24 protein-coding genes and 1 other annotated feature are annotated in these 20,614 nt (G+C 38.8%); of the genes, 3 read left to right on the plus strand and 21 right to left on the minus strand.

Going from position 1 to position 20,614, the window contains the following annotated elements:
* Nucleotides 1–35: 35 nt before the first annotated feature.
* Both secDF and MKZ14_RS15285 read right to left on the minus strand, forming a co-directional pair.
* Complete coding sequence (gene secDF / locus MKZ14_RS15280; RefSeq protein WP_333004825.1) at nt 36–2,303, minus strand: protein translocase subunit SecDF; 2,268 nt, start codon at nt 2,301–2,303, stop codon at nt 36–38.
* Between the two features lie 344 nt (nt 2,304–2,647).
* Entirely contained in the window at nt 2,648–2,956 is a 309-nt protein-coding gene (locus MKZ14_RS15285; RefSeq protein ID WP_036075819.1) for a post-transcriptional regulator, read from the minus strand.
* Between the two features lie 93 nt (nt 2,957–3,049).
* Between MKZ14_RS15285 and MKZ14_RS15290 the strand changes: the two genes are divergently transcribed.
* The gene (locus MKZ14_RS15290; RefSeq protein WP_016991903.1) at nt 3,050–4,567 is read left to right on the plus strand and encodes an oligosaccharide flippase family protein; all 1,518 of its coding nucleotides are present in this window, start codon (nt 3,050–3,052) and stop codon (nt 4,565–4,567) included.
* Here MKZ14_RS15290 and MKZ14_RS15295 read toward each other — a convergent pair.
* Entirely contained in the window at nt 4,564–5,199 is a 636-nt protein-coding gene (locus MKZ14_RS15295; RefSeq protein ID WP_036075818.1) for a DUF421 domain-containing protein, read from the minus strand. The genes MKZ14_RS15290 and MKZ14_RS15295 overlap by 4 nt on opposite strands.
* Before the next feature lie 137 nt (nt 5,200–5,336).
* Here MKZ14_RS15295 and MKZ14_RS15300 point away from each other — a divergent pair, with 137 nt between their 5' ends.
* Complete coding sequence (locus MKZ14_RS15300) at nt 5,337–6,182, plus strand: polysaccharide deacetylase family protein (RefSeq protein ID WP_339280196.1); 846 nt, start codon at nt 5,337–5,339, stop codon at nt 6,180–6,182.
* Nucleotides 6,183–6,255: 73 nt separating this feature from the next.
* On the opposite strand, the gene yajC is transcribed toward MKZ14_RS15300, so the two are convergent.
* The 7 genes from yajC to MKZ14_RS15335 all read right to left on the minus strand — a co-directional run bounded on the left by yajC (nt 6,256) and on the right by MKZ14_RS15335 (nt 12,701).
* Complete coding sequence (yajC, locus tag MKZ14_RS15305) at nt 6,256–6,522, minus strand: preprotein translocase subunit YajC (RefSeq protein ID WP_004226696.1); 267 nt, start codon at nt 6,520–6,522, stop codon at nt 6,256–6,258.
* 249 nt (nt 6,523–6,771) lie between these two features.
* Nucleotides 6,772–7,917 (minus strand): tRNA guanosine(34) transglycosylase Tgt, encoded by a 1,146-nt coding sequence (gene tgt / locus MKZ14_RS15310; protein WP_036075815.1) that lies wholly within the window; start codon nt 7,915–7,917, stop codon nt 6,772–6,774.
* A 56-nt stretch (nt 7,918–7,973) separates the two neighbouring features.
* Nucleotides 7,974–9,014, minus strand: coding sequence for a tRNA preQ1(34) S-adenosylmethionine ribosyltransferase-isomerase QueA (gene queA / locus MKZ14_RS15315; protein ID WP_016991900.1), 1,041 nt, complete (start codon nt 9,012–9,014; stop codon nt 7,974–7,976).
* 17 nt (nt 9,015–9,031) lie between these two features.
* Nucleotides 9,032–10,036 (minus strand): Holliday junction branch migration DNA helicase RuvB, encoded by a 1,005-nt coding sequence (gene ruvB / locus MKZ14_RS15320; RefSeq protein ID WP_016991899.1) that lies wholly within the window; start codon nt 10,034–10,036, stop codon nt 9,032–9,034.
* A gap of 18 nt (nt 10,037–10,054) precedes the next feature.
* A complete protein-coding gene (gene ruvA, locus MKZ14_RS15325; protein WP_004226690.1) occupies nt 10,055–10,675 on the minus strand; it encodes a Holliday junction branch migration protein RuvA in 621 nt (206 codons plus the stop codon).
* A 111-nt stretch (nt 10,676–10,786) separates the two neighbouring features.
* Entirely contained in the window at nt 10,787–11,665 is an 879-nt protein-coding gene (locus tag MKZ14_RS15330; protein WP_312124334.1) for a phosphotransferase, read from the minus strand.
* The gene (locus MKZ14_RS15335) at nt 11,655–12,701 is read right to left on the minus strand and encodes a LysM domain-containing protein (RefSeq protein WP_312124301.1); all 1,047 of its coding nucleotides are present in this window, start codon (nt 12,699–12,701) and stop codon (nt 11,655–11,657) included. Before MKZ14_RS15335 ends, MKZ14_RS15330 begins: the two co-directional genes overlap by 11 nt.
* A 141-nt stretch (nt 12,702–12,842) precedes the next feature.
* Between MKZ14_RS15335 and MKZ14_RS15340 the strand changes: the two genes are divergently transcribed.
* Complete coding sequence (locus tag MKZ14_RS15340; RefSeq protein WP_333004833.1) at nt 12,843–13,376, plus strand: transcription repressor NadR; 534 nt, start codon at nt 12,843–12,845, stop codon at nt 13,374–13,376.
* Nucleotides 13,377–13,508: 132 nt separating this feature from the next.
* Here the strand turns inward: MKZ14_RS15340 and MKZ14_RS15345 are convergent, their stop codons facing one another.
* From MKZ14_RS15345 to minD, 11 genes are all read right to left on the minus strand, one after another.
* On the minus strand, nt 13,509–13,901 hold the full coding sequence (locus tag MKZ14_RS15345) for a thiol-disulfide oxidoreductase DCC family protein (protein ID WP_036075808.1): 393 nt from the start codon (nt 13,899–13,901) through the stop codon (nt 13,509–13,511).
* Between the two features lie 24 nt (nt 13,902–13,925).
* The gene (gene pheA / locus MKZ14_RS15350) at nt 13,926–14,804 is read right to left on the minus strand and encodes a prephenate dehydratase (protein ID WP_036075807.1); all 879 of its coding nucleotides are present in this window, start codon (nt 14,802–14,804) and stop codon (nt 13,926–13,928) included.
* Nucleotides 14,805–14,969: 165 nt separating this feature from the next.
* On the minus strand, nt 14,970–15,425 hold the full coding sequence (locus tag MKZ14_RS15355) for an ACT domain-containing protein (protein WP_004226679.1): 456 nt from the start codon (nt 15,423–15,425) through the stop codon (nt 14,970–14,972).
* Nucleotides 15,426–15,449: 24 nt separating this feature from the next.
* Complete coding sequence (gene obgE / locus MKZ14_RS15360) at nt 15,450–16,739, minus strand: GTPase ObgE (protein WP_016991894.1); 1,290 nt, start codon at nt 16,737–16,739, stop codon at nt 15,450–15,452.
* A 5-nt stretch (nt 16,740–16,744) separates the two neighbouring features.
* The gene (locus MKZ14_RS15365) at nt 16,745–17,272 is read right to left on the minus strand and encodes a Spo0B domain-containing protein (RefSeq protein WP_016991893.1); all 528 of its coding nucleotides are present in this window, start codon (nt 17,270–17,272) and stop codon (nt 16,745–16,747) included.
* A 179-nt stretch (nt 17,273–17,451) separates the two neighbouring features.
* Complete coding sequence (gene rpmA, locus MKZ14_RS15370) at nt 17,452–17,751, minus strand: 50S ribosomal protein L27 (protein WP_024363181.1); 300 nt, start codon at nt 17,749–17,751, stop codon at nt 17,452–17,454.
* A complete protein-coding gene (locus MKZ14_RS15375; protein ID WP_333004847.1) occupies nt 17,748–18,104 on the minus strand; it encodes a ribosomal-processing cysteine protease Prp in 357 nt (118 codons plus the stop codon). Before MKZ14_RS15375 ends, rpmA begins: the two co-directional genes overlap by 4 nt.
* A 16-nt stretch (nt 18,105–18,120) precedes the next feature.
* A complete protein-coding gene (gene rplU / locus MKZ14_RS15380; protein WP_004226667.1) occupies nt 18,121–18,429 on the minus strand; it encodes a 50S ribosomal protein L21 in 309 nt (102 codons plus the stop codon).
* Between the two features lie 14 nt (nt 18,430–18,443).
* Nucleotides 18,444–18,521 (minus strand) — a sequence feature (ribosomal protein L21 leader region).
* A gap of 45 nt (nt 18,522–18,566) precedes the next feature.
* Nucleotides 18,567–19,178: a stage IV sporulation protein FB gene (locus MKZ14_RS15385; RefSeq protein ID WP_333004850.1), complete on the minus strand. Its 612-nt coding sequence runs from the start codon at nt 19,176–19,178 to the stop codon at nt 18,567–18,569.
* Nucleotides 19,168–19,722, minus strand: coding sequence for a peptidoglycan DD-metalloendopeptidase family protein (locus tag MKZ14_RS15390; RefSeq protein ID WP_036075799.1), 555 nt, complete (start codon nt 19,720–19,722; stop codon nt 19,168–19,170). The genes MKZ14_RS15385 and MKZ14_RS15390 overlap by 11 nt, the downstream gene beginning before the upstream one ends.
* 94 nt (nt 19,723–19,816) lie before the next feature.
* Nucleotides 19,817–20,614, minus strand: coding sequence for a septum site-determining protein MinD (gene minD / locus MKZ14_RS15395; protein ID WP_004226660.1), 798 nt, complete (start codon nt 20,612–20,614; stop codon nt 19,817–19,819).

Genomic DNA, 20,614 nt, shown 5'->3' on the forward strand with positions numbered 1-20,614 from the left:
GAAAACCATTCGTTTTCCATTCCCTGCTCACTAGATTATACAGTAGGTTCGTCTGTACCCCATTGTTTTTTCTCTTTTTTGCGTAGCTTTCCATCTGATTTTTTCATTTCACGAATTTTTAATGAATACCAGATTTGAGCTGCGATACAGATTGAAGAATACATACCTGTAATCAAACCAATCAATAACGCGATTGAGAAGTTTTGAATAGATGGTGCACCAAAAATTAATAGGGCTACAACAACTATAATAACCGTTAATACTGTATTAACCGAACGACCCATTGTTTGGCGTAGCGATTTATTCACGATATTCGCCAATACTTCACGGTCATTAATTGTATCATATCGATCTAAGTTTTCACGCATACGGTCAAAGGTAACGATCGTATCATTGATGGAATAACCAACAATTGTTAATACAGCCGCAATAAACGTAATATCTACTTCTAAACGCATAAAGCTAAAGACGGCAACAATTAAGAATACATCATGCAATAATGAAACAATTGCACCAATACCCATGCGCCATTCAAAACGAACTGCTACATAAATGATAATCCCTATTGCTGCAAGAGATAAAGCCTTAATTGCATTTTTTACAAGTTCCTTACCAACTGTAGGCGATACAGTACTTACAGCTGGTTCATGACCATATTTTTCGCCAGCTTCTTTTTTAAATTCTAAAATTTCTGCTTGTGTAAGGTCATCTTTATAGCGAATGACTGCTGTATTACTTTTCTCACCAGAGAGTATGATATCTTCTGATGAAAAATCAATGCTATCTAGATATTTGGAAACTTCTTCTTTTGTTAATGTTTGGTCAGATTCAATTTGGACACGAGTACCGCTTGAGAAATCAATGCCTAGGTTTAGGCGGAAAATACCAATAACCACTAAACCAGCCACTAAAATGGCTAAAGAGAACATATAGAATTTCTTACGGTTGTGAACAAAGTCAAATCGATCGAATTTCGTTGATAAATCTAATGTACCAATATTTTCATCGAGACTATGCTGTTTTGATTTTGCGATACCAAACCATGCTGGATTGTTGAAATACCCACTGTTAACAAGTAGTCCTAATAGGACACGTGAACCCCATACAGCTGTTAAGAAGCTCAATAAAATACTAATAATTAATGTTGTAGCAAATCCTTTAACAGAGCTTGTTCCCCATTGGAACAATACTGCTGCAGCTAATAAAGTTGTCAACTGTGCATCGACAATGGCTGATAAAGATTGTTTAGATCCAATTTGGAAGGCTTGTTTAGCGGAATAGCCCACTCGCAGCTCTTCACGTATACGTTCTGCCGCTAAAATATTGGCATCTACTGCCATCCCTATACCAAGGACAATGGCCGCAATACCTGGTAGCGTTAATACCGCATTAATCCAGTCAAAGACCACCAATACTAGGAATGTAAACACAACCAGTGTAATGATGGAAATAAAGCCTGGTAAACGATAGTAGAATAGCATAAATAAGAAAATAACTACTACGCCGACAATACCAGCAAAAATAGTACTTTTCAGTGCTGCATCACCAAATTGAGCACCAACAGAAGTTGAATAAATTTCATCTAGCTTTACAGGTAATGCCCCAGCATTTAAAATATCTGCTAAATTTTTTGTTTCTTCAACAGAGAAATTACCGCTAATCATAACATCTGTTGTATTTAACGTTTGACTAACTGTTGCTGCAGATGCATAGCGAGGCTTTGCTTTTTGTGATTCCGCTTTATAGGAATCGACACCCTCTTCAAAGTCTAACCATACAACTAGTAAATTTTGACCTGCGGGTTTTGCCGCAATTTTACTTGTGATGTCAGCAAATTTTTTCGCATCTTTTAAAGTTAAGGATACAATCGGACGATTTTGTTGGTCAAAAGAGCCTTTAGCACCGTTGGCTTTCAAATCGTCTCCATCTAATAATAAATTATCATCCACATCACGGAATGTTAAATTCGCAGAAGTAGACAATAACTTACGTGCCGATTCCTGATCCTCAACACCAGCTAATTGCACACGAATACGATTTTTGTCCTCAACCTGAATACTCGGTTCACTAACCCCCATCGTATTTACACGTTCACCAAGTGCAGTGGATGTTGCTGTGACAATTTCTGGTGTAATTTTTTGTCCTTCTTTTAATTCATTTACCTCGTAAAGCACTTCAAACCCGCCCTGTAAATCAAGACCAAGCTTGATGTCCTTTAAGACGCCGTTTACAGTCGTACTAATACCTGCTGCCAATAGCACGATAATCAGTAGGAATGCAACTATACGACTTTTTAGTTTCATCAATAAATCCTCCTCGAATTGGTGTAAGGGCTGTCCTTACACGCCAAACAAGTAACTAGCAATACCTTTTGAAACGTTTAATCCTCCTTTTCATTTAGAATCGTGTTACCTGTGCTTCAAAAAGGTTGCTTTACTTATTTCAATCGTTCATAACGCGCAAGTTTATCTTTGTATTATTAGGTACTAGCCTTCTAAATGTCAATAAAAGCATAGAAGACTTATGTAAGTAAGAACTTATTCAAAATAAAAAAAGCGCAACACACTTATTATGAAACAGGTTGCGCTTGGTGTCAATTCAACACGTATAGGATTCTTTGAATTATTGTAAAATTTGACACATCATTTTACGTTCTGACTGGACCAAGCAGTAATTGTAACTCTTCTGTATTGACTTCTCCAAACCAATTATTACTTTGTAAAAACTCTACTTGATTAAATGAGACGATATCAGATGGTGAAACGGAAAAAATGGTAGAAATGACTTCATGTAATCGTAGTTGTTCAATTTTCTTTTTACGCCATTTTTTTTCAATACAGTAGCGCCAGAGTTCTTCTGCTGTAATAGCATTGTATTGATAATGATGGAACTCTGCTATCTTACTATCAATTGCCGGACGAATCTTTTCAAATAGTTGCTCATATTGCATACTCATTTTGAATCATCTCCAATCAAAGTCGTAACGTAAGACATGCTTGCATACAAATAGTGTAAATGAATTTTTGCGGCTTGAGAAGGGACGGATGGCATGAGTTCTTTTGTACGAGGTACATTATTTTTAATGTTTGTGATTTTTTTATCTAAACTTTTTGGCTTCTTCTATAGAATGCAATTTATGCGAATTGCTGGTGAAGAGGCTGTCGGTATTTATATGACCGTCTATCCAGCATTTATTTTCTTCATCTCACTTATTCAACTAGGACTACCTATCGCTGTGGCTAAAATAGTGGCTGAATTACTAGCAAAAAATAAACGTGAAAACATCTTTGGTGTCATGCGTACAGCCATTCTTTGGTCATTCATTGGCATGATCGTTTTTATGCCACTCGTTGCATTAACAATACCATATATTTCAACAACGCTATTACATAATGAACAGACAACATTTACACTATGGATTGCACTCTTTGCTGTACCAGTATCAGTTGGATCTGGCTTATTACGTGCTTATTTACAAGGTGTCGCTAAAATTACACCGACTGCTTGGGCACAAATGATCGAACAAATTGTACGTATTAGCTTCATTACTTTAATGCTTCCTTATGTGGCTAATTACAATAATGCCGCTGTAACAGCTGCTGCAGCAATGGGTATTACGCTTCTTGCTGAAGTTGTAGCATTCTTATATTTATGGCTACATTATATTGTCTCGAAAAAGAAATTACTGACACGAAAAACTAAAATTGAAGGGTATCCTGCATCACCAATGTTGCGTGTTGCCCTTCCCTCTGCTGGCAGTAAGCTTTTTGGCTCTTTCACTTGGTTTTTAGAGCCGATTATCTTTTTAAAAGCCTTGACTGTAGCCGGTTTAACCGCTTCTGCTGCCACTATTTTATACGGTGTCATCTCAGGTGTTTTGGTGCCATTATTATTATTTCCTGCGTTTGTATCAACAGCCTTATCGATTGTGCTCATTCCAGCGGTTAGTGATGCCGTCGCTCGTCAGCACATCCCCCTATTGCAGGAAAGAATTTCGGTGTCCCTAAGATTGTCTTCCCTAGTGGGTTGCTTTGCTGCTACGTATTTCTTTGTGCACGGTGATGAATTAGCTATGAAGCTTTTCCATTTAGAAGAAAATCGTGGGTACGTTAAAATTTTAGCACCTATTTTTTATTTTTATTATATTCAAAGCCCTCTACACTCCATCTTACAGGCGATTGGTGAGGCAAGAGCTGCCATGATGAACTCCATCTATGGTGGACTAGGTAAACTATTTGTGATGTTTGTACTTGCCTCTCAGCCAGGTATCCAGGAAAAAGGAGCTGTTGTAGCCATTGGCTTTGGGGTTTTACTAACGTCCTTCTTGCATATTGCAACAGTTAGACAACGAAAAAACCTGCGTGCAGGCTTCAGAATGTTTGTCGTACCATATAGTTGCTTTATTGCCGTTTGCGTCGCCCAGTATTTCCTTATTCCCTTATTATCACTACCATTTATTTTAAGTAGTGGTGTCACATTATTTTTACTATTTACCTTTTTATTATTTACCAATCAGTTGCGCATTACAGATTTCCGTTACATCAAAAAATTGGCGAAGAAAGTTTAAGATTCCTTTAATTGGATATGCAGTTTACTGTCTTCCCAAATACAAAAAAATACCGTTTCACTGTCAGTAATATTATTTTTCGCTAGCTCACCCATTAGCCAATCTACATCTTTATGCATGGTAAATAGATGTCTTTCTTGAATATCACCGTCGATAATCAATGGATACACAAAGGCTTTTTCATCTTTTTTAAAGACAGAAAGATTGCCTGAAGGCTCTAAATACGCAAAGGCTACATCTGTCACAGATGCGATTCCGTTTTCTCGTAATTGCTGACATAAATCATCTAAATTATAGCGGTGTTTTCTCATCTCACTCTCTAAAATAACACCGTCTTTTACTAATAAAGCAGGGTCACCATCTACTAGGTCACGTATTTTTTTGAACTTTAAAGACAAAAAGGCACTTAAAATTTGAATAAAGAGCAAAATAATGATAGGTAGTATGGCATTAAAGAGAGGATTTTTATAATCGTCTAGGGCAAAGGCTGCCACTTCTGCAATTAATACAAAAACGACTAAATCGATGACAGATAATTCACCCACTTCTCGTTTACCCATTAAACGGAAAACGATGATGATAAACACATACAAAAAGCAAGTTCTAAAAATAATATGGTAATATTCTTCCATAAAAAACACCCCCATACTATCAAGGTGACCTTACTTATTGTTTTTTATACAATTTACAAGGAATAGTCCCAAATAGTTCGTACACACTAACAAGGAGCTAGATGCTTACCACTATAAAATGCAAACAAGGTGAGAACATGACAAAGAAAATAATTGTTTTCGTTTTTGTTTATATCCTTTTTCTTATTAGGCCTTATCCTATTTACGGGTATCAAGAACAGGAAATACCTATTCTTATGTACCATCATTTAGAGGACAATATAAACAATACTACAGTTATTTCACCCGAGAACTTCGAAAGCCAAATGAAATTACTTAAAATGGAAGGTTACCAGGCCATTTCTGTTCAGCAATTATATGATTACTTAAACGACCAAGCGCCGTTACCTCCAAAGCCTGTTTTAATTACCTTTGACGATGGGTATTTTAGTAATTATGAAAAAGCTTACCCGATATTGAAAAAATATAATATGCATGCAGAAATCTTTGTTATTGCAAGCCGAATCCTAGAGAAGAATGGTAACAATTATTATCCAAATGAAACAGTAAAGATGAGTTGGGATCAATTGAAGGAAATGAAGGATTATATTACAATCCAGAGTCATACTTGGGATTTACATTATAAATTACCTTCAAAAAGCGGTCAACCTATTGGCGCAGTATTTGGCCCTAGTTTTGTGAATGGGCAACTAGAGAGTCAGGCTGAGTATGAAGAAAGGGTAAGAAATGATTTTATTCATTCAAGAAAACGAATCAAAGAAGAGTTAGGGTATGAGCCAATAGCAATAAGCTATCCTTATGGGATTTATTCACCCTCCACCATCAAATTAGCCAAGGAAGCTGGTTTTAAGATGGCCTTTGTCATACAAAATAAGCATGTGAAAAAGGGCGATTCCATATTTACGTTAAGTAGAATCACTATTAATGGCAATGATACTGGTGAGGCATTTATTCAAAAATTAAAAACTGCCAAAAACACGTAAGCACAGCCATCCAATATTGTATAAAAAAGGCCTACAATATAGCTATTGCCTATTGTAAGCCTTTTCTTCTGTATTACTGATTGTCATTGACAATTCGTCCAATTGCTTGACGGTCAAATTTCACTCGTACATTGTCAGCAATTTTTAATGTCACTGCTGTGTCTTCAATTGCATCAATAACGCCGTGTAAACCACCAATTGTAATGACTTTATCTCCACGTTGCAAACTACTTTGCATATTTTGTGTTTCCTGCTGTCTTTTTTTAGCTGGACGGATTAAGATAAACCACATTGCAACGAACATTAATAATATTGGTGCTAATCCTAATAATTGATCCATAATAGCATCTTGCCCCCTTTCCAAATCTCACTTTTTTAGTATAGACTATTCCACCATTAAAAAGCGATGGACAAGCCCAAAAATTTTCTCAATTACTAATATTTTTTCTATGATTGACAATATTTTGCTAGAAATATTCACTTTTTACAAAGTTTTGAATGATTTGCAAAACAATTGCTATTGATGATGGGACATTAGGGGATGCCTAATGTCCTTTTTTAATTATGCGCATGTAATAATCCGTCTAGATTAAAAGTTTTTTGCATCTGGCCCATTAAAGCCGTACTTTTCAAAGAACTCTTCACGGAAATCACCAAGACGATCTTGACGAATTGCCTCACGTACTTGCTCCATCAATTTTAATAGGAAGTGTAGATTATGATAAGATGTTAAACGAATACCGAACGTTTCTTCCGTGCGAATAAGGTGACGAACATAGGCACGAGAATAATTTTTACATGTATAGCAATCACAGTTCGGATCAATTGGACCAAAGTCACGTGCATATTTTGCATTTTTCACCACTAGACGTCCTTCTGATGTCATCAGTGTTCCATTACGTGCAATACGTGTTGGCAATACACAGTCAAACATATCAATACCTCGAATTGCCCCGTCAATTAAAGAATCTGGTGAGCCTACACCCATTAAATAACGTGGTTTATTTTCAGGCATCATTGGCGTAGTAAATTCTAAAACGCGGTTCATCACATCTTTCGGTTCTCCAACAGATAATCCACCAATGGCATAGCCTGGGAAATCTAGTTCTACTAACGCTTCTGCTGAGCGGCGGCGTAAATCCTCGTACTCTCCGCCTTGAATAATCCCAAATAAACCTTGCTCTTCTGGACGCTGATGTGCTTCCTTACAGCGTTTTGCCCAACGTGTTGTACGATCAACTGATTGCAGCATATAGTCATGTGTCGCAGGATATGGTGGACATTCATCAAAGGCCATCATAATATCAGAGCCTAAATCATTTTGAATTTCCATTGCCTTTTCTGGGCTCAAAAATAATTTATCTCCATTGAGGTGATTACGGAAATGAACACCTTCCTCCTCAATTTTTCGGAATTGACTAAGTGAAAATACTTGGAAACCACCTGAATCCGTTAAAATTGGACGATCCCAGTTCATAAATTTATGAAGTCCGCCTGCTTCTTTGACAATATCATTACCAGGACGTAGCCATAAATGGTACGTATTGGACAAAATAATACCTGCATTCATCTCTTTTAATTCTTCTGGCGACATGGTCTTAACCGTTGCTTGTGTGCCAACAGGCATAAATGCGGGTGTTTCAAAGGAGCCGTGCGGTGTATGCACGATGCCAAGGCGTGCTCCTGTTTGTTTACATGTATGAAGTAGTTCATATCGAATTGCTGGTTGTGTCATAAAATAAATAATCCTCTCTTATCTGAAGTAAAAACAGTACTCCGATTTTATCCCTATTATTTTTTTGGACGTATAAACATAGCATCACCAAAACTAAAGAAGCGATATCTTTCCTCTACGGCTTGCTGATAAGCACTTAAAATGGTCTCTCGAGTGGCTAGCGTACTAACAAGCATGACCAATGTTGATTTTGGTAAATGGAAGTTTGTGATTAACCCATCAACCACCGTAAAATTGTAGCCTGGATAAATGAAAATAGACGTCCAACCTTGTTCTGCTCGCACTTCTCCCCCATATTTAGAACCAATTGTCTCTAATGTGCGAGTAGAGGTTGTCCCAACAGCTATTACCTTGCCACCATTACGTTTTACTCGATTAATCGTATCTGCTGCTTGTTCTGTAACACTATAGAATTCCGCATGCATTTCATGATTCTCAATCGAGTCAACACTAACGGGACGGAAAGTGCCGAGACCTACATGTAGCGTAATAAAAACAACCTCTACGCCTTTAGCCTTCACTTGTGCTAATAGCTCCTCTGTAAAATGCAGTCCTGCTGTAGGCGCTGCAGCCGAACCACGCTCTTTGGCATAAACGGTTTGATAACGATCTTTATCCTCTAGTTTTTCCCGAATATATGGAGGTAATGGCATTTCACCAAGCTGCTCTAATATTTCATAAAAGATACCATCATACTGAAATTCAAATGTACGTCCGCCATGTTCAAGCTCACCTGTGCAAGTAGCTGTTAATAAACCATCTCCAAATGTGATGACTGTTCCTACCTTTACACGCTTTGCTGGTTTTACAAGTGTTTCCCACTCATCTGTACCAGCCAATTGCTTCAATAGCAATACTTCTATATGTGCACCAGTTTCTTCTTTTACACCCATTAAACGAGCAGGTAAGACTCTTGTATCATTTAGTACAAGACAGTCTCCAGCATGTAGCTCCTCTAGTACATGGGCAAAATGGTGGTGCTCCACTTTATTTGAGCCTGGTGTTACGACCATTAATCGACTCGCTGTACGATCGACTAATGGTGTTTGGGCAATAAGCTCCTCTGGTAATTCAAAATCAAAATCTTCTACACGCATGAAAAAAACTTCCTTCTTTATGTTTGTTGGGGATACTCATATCCAAAATGTTCGTAGGCTAAATGTGTGGCTACTCTTCCTCTCGGTGTACGTTGGATAAGGCCAATTTGCATCAAATAAGGCTCGTATACATCTTCTATCGTAACCCGTTCCTCACCAATCGATGCAGCAAGCGTATCTAAGCCTACTGGACCTCCTCGGAATCGCTCAATCATATTAGTTACAAGTTTATGATCAATATGATCAAGCCCTCTAGGATCTACTTGTAGCAGCTCTAATGCTTGCTGTGCAAGGCCCTCCGTTATCATACCATCTCCAAGCACCTGTGCATAATCTCGCACTCGTTTCAATAAACGATTGGCAATACGGGGGGTTCCACGTGAGCGTCTCGCCATTTCCATTGCTGCTACTTGCTCAATTTGCACCTCAAATAAATGAGCACTTCTGACAACAATTTCAGCAAGTGATTGGTCATCGTAATATTCTAGGCGCAGCAACACACCAAAGCGATCTCTTAGAGGAGCTGATAAGGCACCCGCTCTTGTCGTTGCACCTACAAGGGTAAAGGGAGGTAAATCAAGTCGTACAGAACGTGCTTCAGGACCCTTCCCTACCACAATATCTAAACAGAAGTCTTCCATTGCTGGATATAATACTTCTTCAATAGCACGGGGAAGTCGATGAATTTCATCAATAAATAAAACATCCCCAGGCTCTAGTGAACTTAAAATAGCTGCCAAATCTCCTGGACGCTCAATCGCAGGGCCACTTGTCATCCGTACGTTGACATTCATCTCATTCGCAATAACAGCAGCTAAGGTCGTTTTACCAAGTCCTGGAGGTCCGTATAACAACACATGATCTAAACTTTCTTGGCGAAGCTTTGCTGCTTCAATGAATATTTGTAAGTTTTCCTTTACTTTATGTTGCCCAATATACTGTGCTAATTTTTGAGGACGTAAAGATAACTCAAACTGCTCATCATAGCTACCTGCCTCACTTGCCATCATACGTTCAGACATGTACCTTCCCTCCTTTCCTTATTTTAGTTTTAGCAGTAGTTGCAATGCTTGTTTCATAAAGGCATCTGTCGTTTCTAGTTTGTCGTTATCTTCTAGCTGTGGTTTAATTTTTTCGAGCTCTTTTTCAGAATAGCCAAGTGCCATTAAGGCAAGTAAGGCTTCTTCTAATTCATGTTTATAAGCATTCACACCAAACAAAGGTAACTCATCTTCTGCACTAGGTAACTCCAATGTATCTAATAATGAACCAAGCTTGCCTTTCAAATCGAGGATCATTTGACGTGCTGTTTTTTTACCAACTCCGGGGAACTTCACTAAAAATGCTTCGTCCTCCCGTTCAATTGCGCTAATAACCTGCTGTGGATTCCCTGTCGCTAAAATAGCTAATGCGCCCTTTGGTCCTATACCCGACACTAAAATAAGCTTACGGAATAACTCACGCTGATCTAAATTAGGGAAACCATATAAAACTTGTGCATCCTCTCGCACATGCAAATGAACATATATCTGTTGTTCAAGGGCAGATGTCCGAAAAGCAAACGGATTGGGCGTATTAAGTTGCCAACCAATCCCCTGTTGTTCTAGCACAATAAATTCAGGCGTAATACGAGTAATTTGTCCTTTTAAATAATCATACATCTATAATCCCTCACAATCATCGTCTTCGATTATAGCATATAGCGAACGAATGCTCGACAAAAAGTAGCGCCGAAACGCCGTTCGCAGACAAAAATGACCGCCAATTGACGGTCATTTCTTGACAAATCTATCAATATCGTACCACAGTTTTGGCCAATAGGTGAGGGCTCGTTTTGTAAATGGCACTAAATAATCTAAAAATACTAGCTGCTGCTCGAGTGGTAAATCTATAGCAAACAGCCATTCTCGTAATAACTCATTCGGATATTTCAAGCGATGAAGCTTTCTTTTATCTAGTCGTTTCAGCTCAGGTAACTCTGCAAAAATCTTTCCAAGATCATAATCTACAGCAGGCAACACACGATGTAACCATAAAATATACTCGTCATCCGCTTCACCAAGGTGTGCTAAATCAAAATCAATTAAACGTAATTGTCCATCAGAGCACCATAAAAAATTATGATGGACTACATCCCCATGCAATAGCGTAATCTCTTTTTCAGGTGCATCTTCCAATGCAATCAATTGTAATGATTTATCACTATAATGCAGTATTTGATCAATTTCTTCTTTTGTTAAAAATGTTCGAAATTCATTTCTTCTACTTTTAAAACGCATATGACGCATTTGCCATTTTAAAAGCTGTGAGTAGGTATGCAAGCCTGGCATTCGCTGCCAAGCAATTTTTTTATGTGTGTCGTGTAAAGCAATTAATAGTCTTAGAGATTCCTTACGATCTTTTTTATGTGCGAAGTTAGCACCGTGGCTTCCTTCTTGCCACATTTGCACAATTAACTGCTCATCATCGCTCTGAACTAAAGGTAAGATCAACGAAGGCTCCATACGTCCTAATTGGCGATGAATGGTTTTTACCTTCTCTGCAATTTCCACTTGCTTTGCACGTTTGACAAAATAATTTTTCGATTGATACTTATATTTCCAAATATTTGGCTTTACTTCTTCTACAATATACGCTTTTTCACCATCGATAAGGCGTCATCCCGCCTGGGAAATAATGCGGTGACATCCAAGGACCTGCTGCTGATGGGCATGGTGGTGGACAATGTGTCGGACATGGTGGTGGCGGGCAATGACAAGGGTCCATTTGCCAATTTGGCATCATCATTGGTTGTGTGCCACAGCCACAAGATTGACCCATGTTCATATCAGGCATCATCATTGGTTGTGTTCCACAGCCACAGGATTGCCCCATATTCATATCAGGCATCATATCCATTTGTGGCTTTTGTTGATCTTGCGTATGGAAGAATGGTGATGTGGACTCTAAAAAGTCTTCCATTCCACCTACTTTATGATCTGGCATGTCATAGGACATTGGCTGCTGTGGCATCGTATAATGCTCGACCTGCGGCTGCATTGGCATTGGCCACCACATCTGATGATAGATTGGCTGATGGCAACTTGAACAATGTGGTACGGCAGGCATTTGTGGCATGATATGCATTGGTGGATGTGGTGCTGGTTGTGGCATTGGCATTGGCTTCGGTTTAGCTACAGGTGGTGGTGGCGGTGTAGGTGCTGGCGGTGGTGGTGGCTGTATTTGTATAGGCGGTGTTGTAACATTTTGCTCCATTTGTGGCATCACCAATTGCTGGTGCCAATTCATTTCCACAGGCTGCGGTACCCACATCGGTTGTTGTGGCATCTGCATTGGCATCGGCATCGGTATAGGTATCGGAATCATTTGTGGTTCTGGCATCGGCATAGGAGCTGGTGGTGGCGGTACAATTGGCGGCGGTGGTGGCATTGGTCGCTGTACCTCTTTTCTAGGACTTTCCTTCGGTGCCTCCTTATGCACTTGTGTTTCCTTTTTCGGCATTTCTTTATGTGAATCTCTATGCGGCTCTTTGTTTATTTTTTCAGGCAATATAATTTCCATACCTGGAACAATATAATCTGGGTTGGCAAGATGGACATTGAGCCGCTTCAAATCTTCAAACGAAATGCCGTACTCCTTCGCAATCTTCCACAATGTATCTCCCTTTTGAACAATATGAATACGCAATTTTTTCCTCCCTTCCTCTCTACGTATCATATGTTCAATGTTTCATTTGGATACAAAAATTTCAGCAAGTTCGAAAAGCTTCATGGTACACTAATTCATAAGGAATACGGATTCCTTTATTACGAGCAGGGGTGATCTCTTATGAAAAAAATGTTAGGCGAAGAACGCCGACTGCAACTATTAGCGCAATTAAAAAAAAATAAAGCACCTATAACTGGGACAGACTTAGCTAAGTTCGCCAATGTTTCTAGACAAGTAATCGTCAATGATATGACTTTATTAAAGGCAAGAAATGAGCCTATTATTGCCACAAGCCAGGGCTATCTTTATATGCATCAAGAACAAATACAGCAAACCGTTGAACGAACATTCCCTTGCTTGCATACATCAGAGCAGACAGAAGATGAATTAATGACGATTGTAGACTGTGGTGGAACCGTCAAAAATGTCATTGTTGAACATCCGATATATAGTGAACTGACAGCCTCAATCATGGTATCCAACCGTCATGAAGTGAAACAATTTATCGAACGTGTAAATGCAACACAGGCCAATTATTTATCTGCTCTCACTGGTGGCATTCATTTACATGTCATCACAGCACCCTCTGTTGAAGTTTTAACATTAATTGAGCGAGCTTTACAAAAAAAGGGTTACTTAGTGACAGATCAATGAATAGCAAAAGCACCGTCTGAAAATTAATTTCAAACGGTGCTTTCTGTTTTTAATGCAGGTATTGTGTCGTTAAGCATGGGTATTTCTCTTTTCACCGCAGCTATTGCTCCCTTAAAGGCGGCAATTTCCCTATCAGGATAGAAATCTTTGTCGTTGATCGGGCGTAGGCAATAGGCATTCACTTTTTTTCCCAAACAAACGATAGCGTTGCTTTGCAAATAAGCGATACAACGCATTGCGAATAAATGGTGGTACAAGGATGAGGGCATAGAAGCAAGGCCACAATCCATCAAATTTACGGCATATGTTTAACGCAGCTGTAGATTCAACAGACACTTTCCCTTGTTCAATAAGAATTACACTATCTATATTCTTTGGTATATGATATTGAGCGAGAAGCGATTGACCAATCTCGCTTTGCAACGATGCAAATTGAAAATAGCCAGCTTGATCATGTTTGATGATAAATTGAACAGTGCTATCACAAAAATTACATACACCATCAAATAAAATAATACCACCCATTACAATCCCTCCACTTTCAAGTTATTATGCTTCGTCTGATGTTACATACGTAAAATAGGTACCCAATGACTTTACTTTGCAGCCTAGCGCAGCTAATTCTTCCATTGCACCACGCATCATTGGTTCCTTTTCATCTGCTAATACATCAATCATAAAGAAATAATCGCCTAAACCTGTTTTTAATGGACGTGATTCGATTTTACTTAAATTCAGCTGACGCCATGCAAAAACAGAAAGCACCTGATGTAAAGCACCTGAACGATCTGTTGGTAGGGTAATCATAAACGTTGTTTTTGCTTGCCCGTCTGACAGTTCTTGTGGCAACCGTTTATTTTGCTTAGAAAGTACAAAGAAACGTGTATGATTAAAATGGAAATCATGGATATTTTGCTCAACTATTTCAAGGCCATACTTTTCCGCTGCTGCTGCATTGCCGACTGCTGCTATACACTCTTGTGGATTCTCTGATACATATTTTGCTGCTGCTGCAGTTGAAGTTGTTTGATGTAATGGTACATGGCTAAAACGATAAAATAAATATTTATGACATTGAGCTAGTGCGTGCGGATGAGAATAAACGCCTTCGATTGACTGCCAATGATCCTTTTGCGCTTTATTGACCATTAAATGCTGCTGAATTTTCAGCAATAACTCTCCAGTTACATAAAGTGTTGCCTCATGGAATAAGTAATCTAATGTTAATGATACAGAGCCCTCTAGAGCATTTTCTAGCGGCACGACAGCTAAATCTACCTTTCCCTCTGCAACAGCCTCTATACATTCTGGAATCGTGGCACACGGTACGAGCCACTCATTTGGAAAAGTAGCCTTTGTTGCTAAGTATGTAAATGATGCTTCTGGTCCTAGATAGGCGATTCGATTTTCCCATTGTTGCTTTGTCATTGCAAATACCTCCTTTATGGCACAATAAGGAGCAGTCCCTCGTGATGAATCTCTTTTGGGACAGCTCCTTATTTGAGCTTTGTTATCGTATCTTTAACCATTGGGCTTATACAACACGATGTTTGTCATTTTGTCAAAAATTAAAGGATTGAACACTCACTGTGATTATAATGCTCCAGAACTAATCACTTCCGCAGATTCTACAAAATCTAAGCGTTTTAATTGCTGGATAAGATCATCAAGATCACAGGTCATGCTTGTTACATCTAATGACAATGTAACATTTGCACGTCCCTGAATAGGGATTGTTTGATGAATCGTTAAGACATTACAATGTGTAATTGTCACAGTTTCTAAAAGCTTGGCAAGTGTTCCTTTTCTATCTTGAAGCTGTAAAAAGACTGTTAAAATGCGTTCCTGCACAATTGAATGAAAAGGAAAAACCGCATCACGATATTTGTAAAACGCACTTCGCGATAAATCCACCTGCTTTACCGCATCCCAAATGGAAGATACTGAACCACTTGATAGTAAGTGTTTCGCCTCCAAAGTTTTTTGCATTGCATCCGTTAAAACATCCTCACGAACTAAATAATATCGCTGATTCGCAACATTCTTCATACGCTTCCCCCTAAAACTCATGTCTTAATCGACAAATTCAAATTCAAACTCTTGTAGGCGTACTGTATCGCCGTCCTGTGCTCCACGCTCACGTAGAGCCTCATCCACACCCATTGCACGCAATTGACGAGCAAAACGACGTATACCATCTTCACGGCTGAAGTCTGTCATTTTAAATAAACGCTCAATTGCATAACCACTAATAATAAATGTACCGTCATCATCACGTGTGATTTCGAAATCTTCACCTTTTGCCTCATGCTTGTACATTACGGTTGCGTCTGATTGCTCCTCTAGATCATCATATAGCGGGAATTCAGGCGTTACTTCTAATAGATCAGCAATGGCAAACAGAAGCTCTTTTAATCCTTGACGTGAAACAGCAGAAATTGGGAAAATTTGTACATCTTCTCCTACCTTCTGACGGAATGCTGTTAAGTTCTCTTCTGCTTCTGGCATATCCATTTTATTGGCTACTATAATTTGTGGACGCTCTGTTAAACGAAGATTATATTGTTTTAGCTCTTCATTAATTGTTAAATAATCTTCATATGGATCTCGACCTTCCATCCCTGACATATCAATGACATGAACGATTACACGTGTACGTTCGATATGTCGTAAAAATTGGTGACCTAATCCAACTCCTTGATGTGCTCCTTCAATAAGCCCAGGTAAATCAGCCATCGCAAAGCTTCGATGATCATCCGTTTCAATCATGCCTAAGTTCGGTACAATTGTTGTGAAATGATAAGCACCAATTTTTGGCTTAGCTGCGGAAACAACAGATAAAAGTGTTGATTTACCAACACTTGGGAAACCAACTAACCCTACATCTGCTAATACTTTTAACTCTAATATAACATTTAATTCTTGTCCTGGCTCACCTTTTTCAGAAAGTTCTGGCGCCGGGTTGGCAGGTGTAGCAAAGCGAGAATTACCTCGTCCACCTCGGCCTGCTTTCGCAATAACTGCTCTTTGCCCATGCTCGACTAAGTCTGCAATAACGGCATTTGTTTCTTCATTCATAACCACTGTGCCTGGTGGTACTTTAACAATTAAATCCTCCGCATTTTTACCATGCATGCCTTTACTCATCCCATGCTCGCCACGAGGTGCTTTAAAATGGCGTTTATAGCGGAAATCCATTAATGTTCTTAAGCCCTCTTCTACTTCAAATACGACGTTACCGCCATGTCCACCATCTCCACCAGCTGGACCACCATTGGGTACATATTTTTCTCGACGAAAGGCAACCATACCATCTCCGCCGTCGCCACCTTTAACATAAATCTTTACGTGATCGACAAACATTTAATTCACTCCCTATTTGCACTCAAGACATATTGCCAGCGTGTAGTTGTCTGCTCAATTGTTTGAATGTCGAATTGTTTCAAACCTTTTTCGGTGAATGCATCAGCACTCCATAACCCATTTAGCGTGAATGTCACGGCAAATGTATGATCGTCAACACGTACATCAAGCGTTAGGATCTGCTCTGTAAATGGATCTAATGTATCATAAACATGCATAACTGTTTTGTTTAAATAATCTACAACTTCCTGATCAATATCATTGGTCACAGGCTTTTTTATCTCACCGTTTAGCTTCCACGCTAATGATGGGTAACGCCATCCTGCTGTTTGAAGCCATTCAATTGTTTGTGGTAATTGTAGTCGATTGAGGATAGAAAACACTCGTAATTGTTCTGAATAATGTTGAATAAGTTTTTTCGATTCCTCGATTCTACCTAAATCTAAATTCATGCGAATCAGTTGCAGTTGATTCACATAATCATGATTTGCAAAACGTAATACTTCACTAATGGTTAGTGATTGATTGTTCATCCCATTCACTCCAATAAAGTTATCCTTACTAGTATAACAAGTTTTGCTGTATTTTTCCCTTAATTCTTTAATCAATTATACCTTGGTGTCATTGCGTCCAAAATCGGCTGTGTTGAAATTTAGCCAAAAAAAGGACTGCAATAAATGCAGTCCTCCGCTTTATGTTATCTTATAAAAGATTAAGCTTCTTGTGTTGCTGGGTATACAGATACTTGTTTGCGATCGCGACCTAAACGTTCGAATTTAACAACGCCGTCAACTTTAGCAAATAGTGTATCGTCACCACCACGACCTACGTTTGTACCTGGGTAAATTTTTGTACCGCGTTGACGGTAAAGAATTGAACCACCAGTTACGAATTGGCCATCAGCACGTTTAGCACCAAGTCGTTTAGACTCAGAGTCACGTCCGTTTTTAGTAGAACCTACCCCTTTTTTCGATGCGAAAAGTTGAAGATCTAATGCTAATAATAATTTCATCGAGTTCCACCTCCTACTTGGTTGTAGTTGATTTGGATGTATTGTCCGTAATTTTGCACCATAGAATACACTTGGGCAGTCATTACTTGAACAATTAACTGTAGTTTTGCATCTACTTCAGGCTCTAAATCTGATGGTAAATCTACCTTGAGATAGCCTCCACCTTCAGCAGCTTGTTCGATTTCTGGTTGAATTTGTAATAATGCATAAATAGCATTTACTGTACCAATGGCAACAGTTGATGCTCCTGCACATACTAAATCCTTACCAGATTCATCATAACCAGCATGTCCTGAAAATTCGAATGCTGACACATGTCTATTTTCATCGTGATGAATCGTAACTTGTATCATTCGCTATACCTCACAATTAAGCGTTGATTGCTTCAACAACTAATTTTGTGTAAGGTTGACGGTGACCTTGTTTACGACGGTAGTTCTTTTTAGCTTTCAATTTGAAAACAACGATTTTTTTCGCACGGCCTTCTTTAACAACTTTAGCTGTTACAGTAGCGCCTTCTACGAATGGAGCGCCAACTTTAACGTTTTCGCCACCTACGAATAATACTTTATCAAAAGTTACAACCTCGTCAGCTTCTACGCCTAATTTTTCAACATAGATTTCTTGACCAGCTTCTACTTTGACTTGTTTACCACCAGTTTCAATAATTGCGTACATTTTACTGCACCTCCTCTTAGACTCAGACTCGCCTGTTTCATAAGGTGATCTTACTAGACACTTAAACCTTTACAGAGCGGTTGTAGTAGCACGGGTGCTACAAACAATAACATTAAAATATTACCACATGATTTTTTTCAAGTCAATCTATTCATAACATATTTTTCAAAGGCCACTCGATATTTTCGATAACGCCATTCTTTCAATACTTGCAACCAAATGAATAAATTTATGATGGCTAAAAAAATAGATTGTGGCAAGAACTTGAAAGTAACTAGTAATAGTATAGTAGCTATGATGAAAGATAACCAATAATAAAGCTCAACAATAGGAGCTCTTGGATATTTTAAAAATAGCCCGGCTAACAATATCCTTCCACCATCTAACGGTATGATGGGTACAAGATTTACAGCCAATAACACGAATTGTACATTTATAAGCTTAGTAGCGAGTAAATTAGGCATAAAAAAAGCGAGGCCAATCCCAATAATCGTAGCGATTGGTCCTCCTAATGCAATCCATAGGAGTGACGAAGCTTGCACAACCGCTGGATTTTCAAATTGAATTTCTCCCCCGTATGGTGTAATTACGCAGGATTTCACCTTTACTCCGCACATTACTGCCGCAACTAAGTGACCTGCCTCATGCCACAGTAATGAAAATAGAATAATCGCGTAATATGCTAATTGACCACTAAAAATCATGACAAATACGAGAGGGATACACAAAAGATGTAATTTAATCCTCATTGGTCTCCGAGGTCTCAAGCCATTGTACAATTTGCTCTAAATCAAAATGGGCATCTCCCTTTTCGATGGACACATAAAGTTGACCCGCTTCTTTCATGCCAATTAAATCATTTGCTTGAATAGATGTGTAGGGTAGTTGAGCTAAACTATCTAACATACCATAGGAAACAGTTGTACCATCTTCATAGCTGATGGTCATGGTCTTACCTGTGTATTTTGTATGGCCAGTAAAAACGACTAACCCATTCTGACCAGCATAGATGGGTAAGCCTACATCATATTGCAAAAGATAGCCTTCTTTAAATACTTGGGCATTCGCAAATGTTAAAAGATCTGCTTGCCCTACATCACTAGAAACCATGATGGTCTCTTTTTCTTTCTCGAACCAGCTTTGACCGAGCTCACTTAAATACGTTAAATCAGCAGAGGTTGTTACAAGCTTCCGAACAGGGGTATCCACTACGCCCTGATCCTCTAAACGAATTACAAGCATAATTGCTGCCACAAGAAGTATCGTGACGAACCATTTCCATTTTTTAAACAAGCCCTCATCCTTTTTTCCTCACTATATGTGACTGCATGTCCAAACATGCACAAGAAAAAAACCTTCTCGTACACTCGCACGAAAAGGTTTTAATTTATTTTGAGAAAAGCGCTTTAAGTTTGGAAAACATCCCTCTTTGCTCATCTTGAATAGCCATTAATGGCACGGACTCACCAAGGATACGACGGGCAATATTTCGATAGCCCAATGACGCTTTATTTGAAGGGTCCATCACAATTGGTTCACCTTTATTAGAAGATGAGATAACGCCTTCACTGTCTATAATAATGCCTAATAAATCAATTGATAAATGAGTTGTAATTTCATTGACATCCAGCGTGTCACCGCTCTTCATCATATGTTGTCGAATACGATTAATGATGAGCTTAGGTGCTGTGATCTCCTCCTGCTCCAGTAAACCGATAATTCGATCAGCATCACGAACAGCAGAAATTTCAGGTGTTGTGACTACAATCGCATGATCTGCACCTGCAACAGCGTTACGATAGCCTTGTTCAATTCCCGCAGGGCAATCGATTAATACATAATCATAGTCTCTTTTCAATTCCTCTACTAAGCTCTTCATTTGCTCAGGGGTAACAGCATTTTTATCTGTTGTTTGAGCAGCAGGTAATAAAAATAGTTTTTCGTCTACGCGTTTATCCTTAATCAATGCTTGATGAATTTTACAGCGTCCCTCCACCACATCAACCAGGTCATAAATAATACGATTTTCAAGGCCTAAAATCACATCTAAATTACGTAGGCCAATATCTGTATCCACTAAACATACTTTTTTACCTTGTAGAGCCAATGCAGTCCCAAGGTTAGCCGTTGTCGTTGTTTTACCGACACCGCCCTTACCAGAAGTTATGACGATCGCTTCTCCCAC

This window comes from Lysinibacillus sp. FSL P2-0066 (assembly GCF_037969495.1).
In the GTDB taxonomy this organism is placed as follows: domain Bacteria; phylum Bacillota; class Bacilli; order Bacillales_A; family Planococcaceae; genus Lysinibacillus; species Lysinibacillus boronitolerans.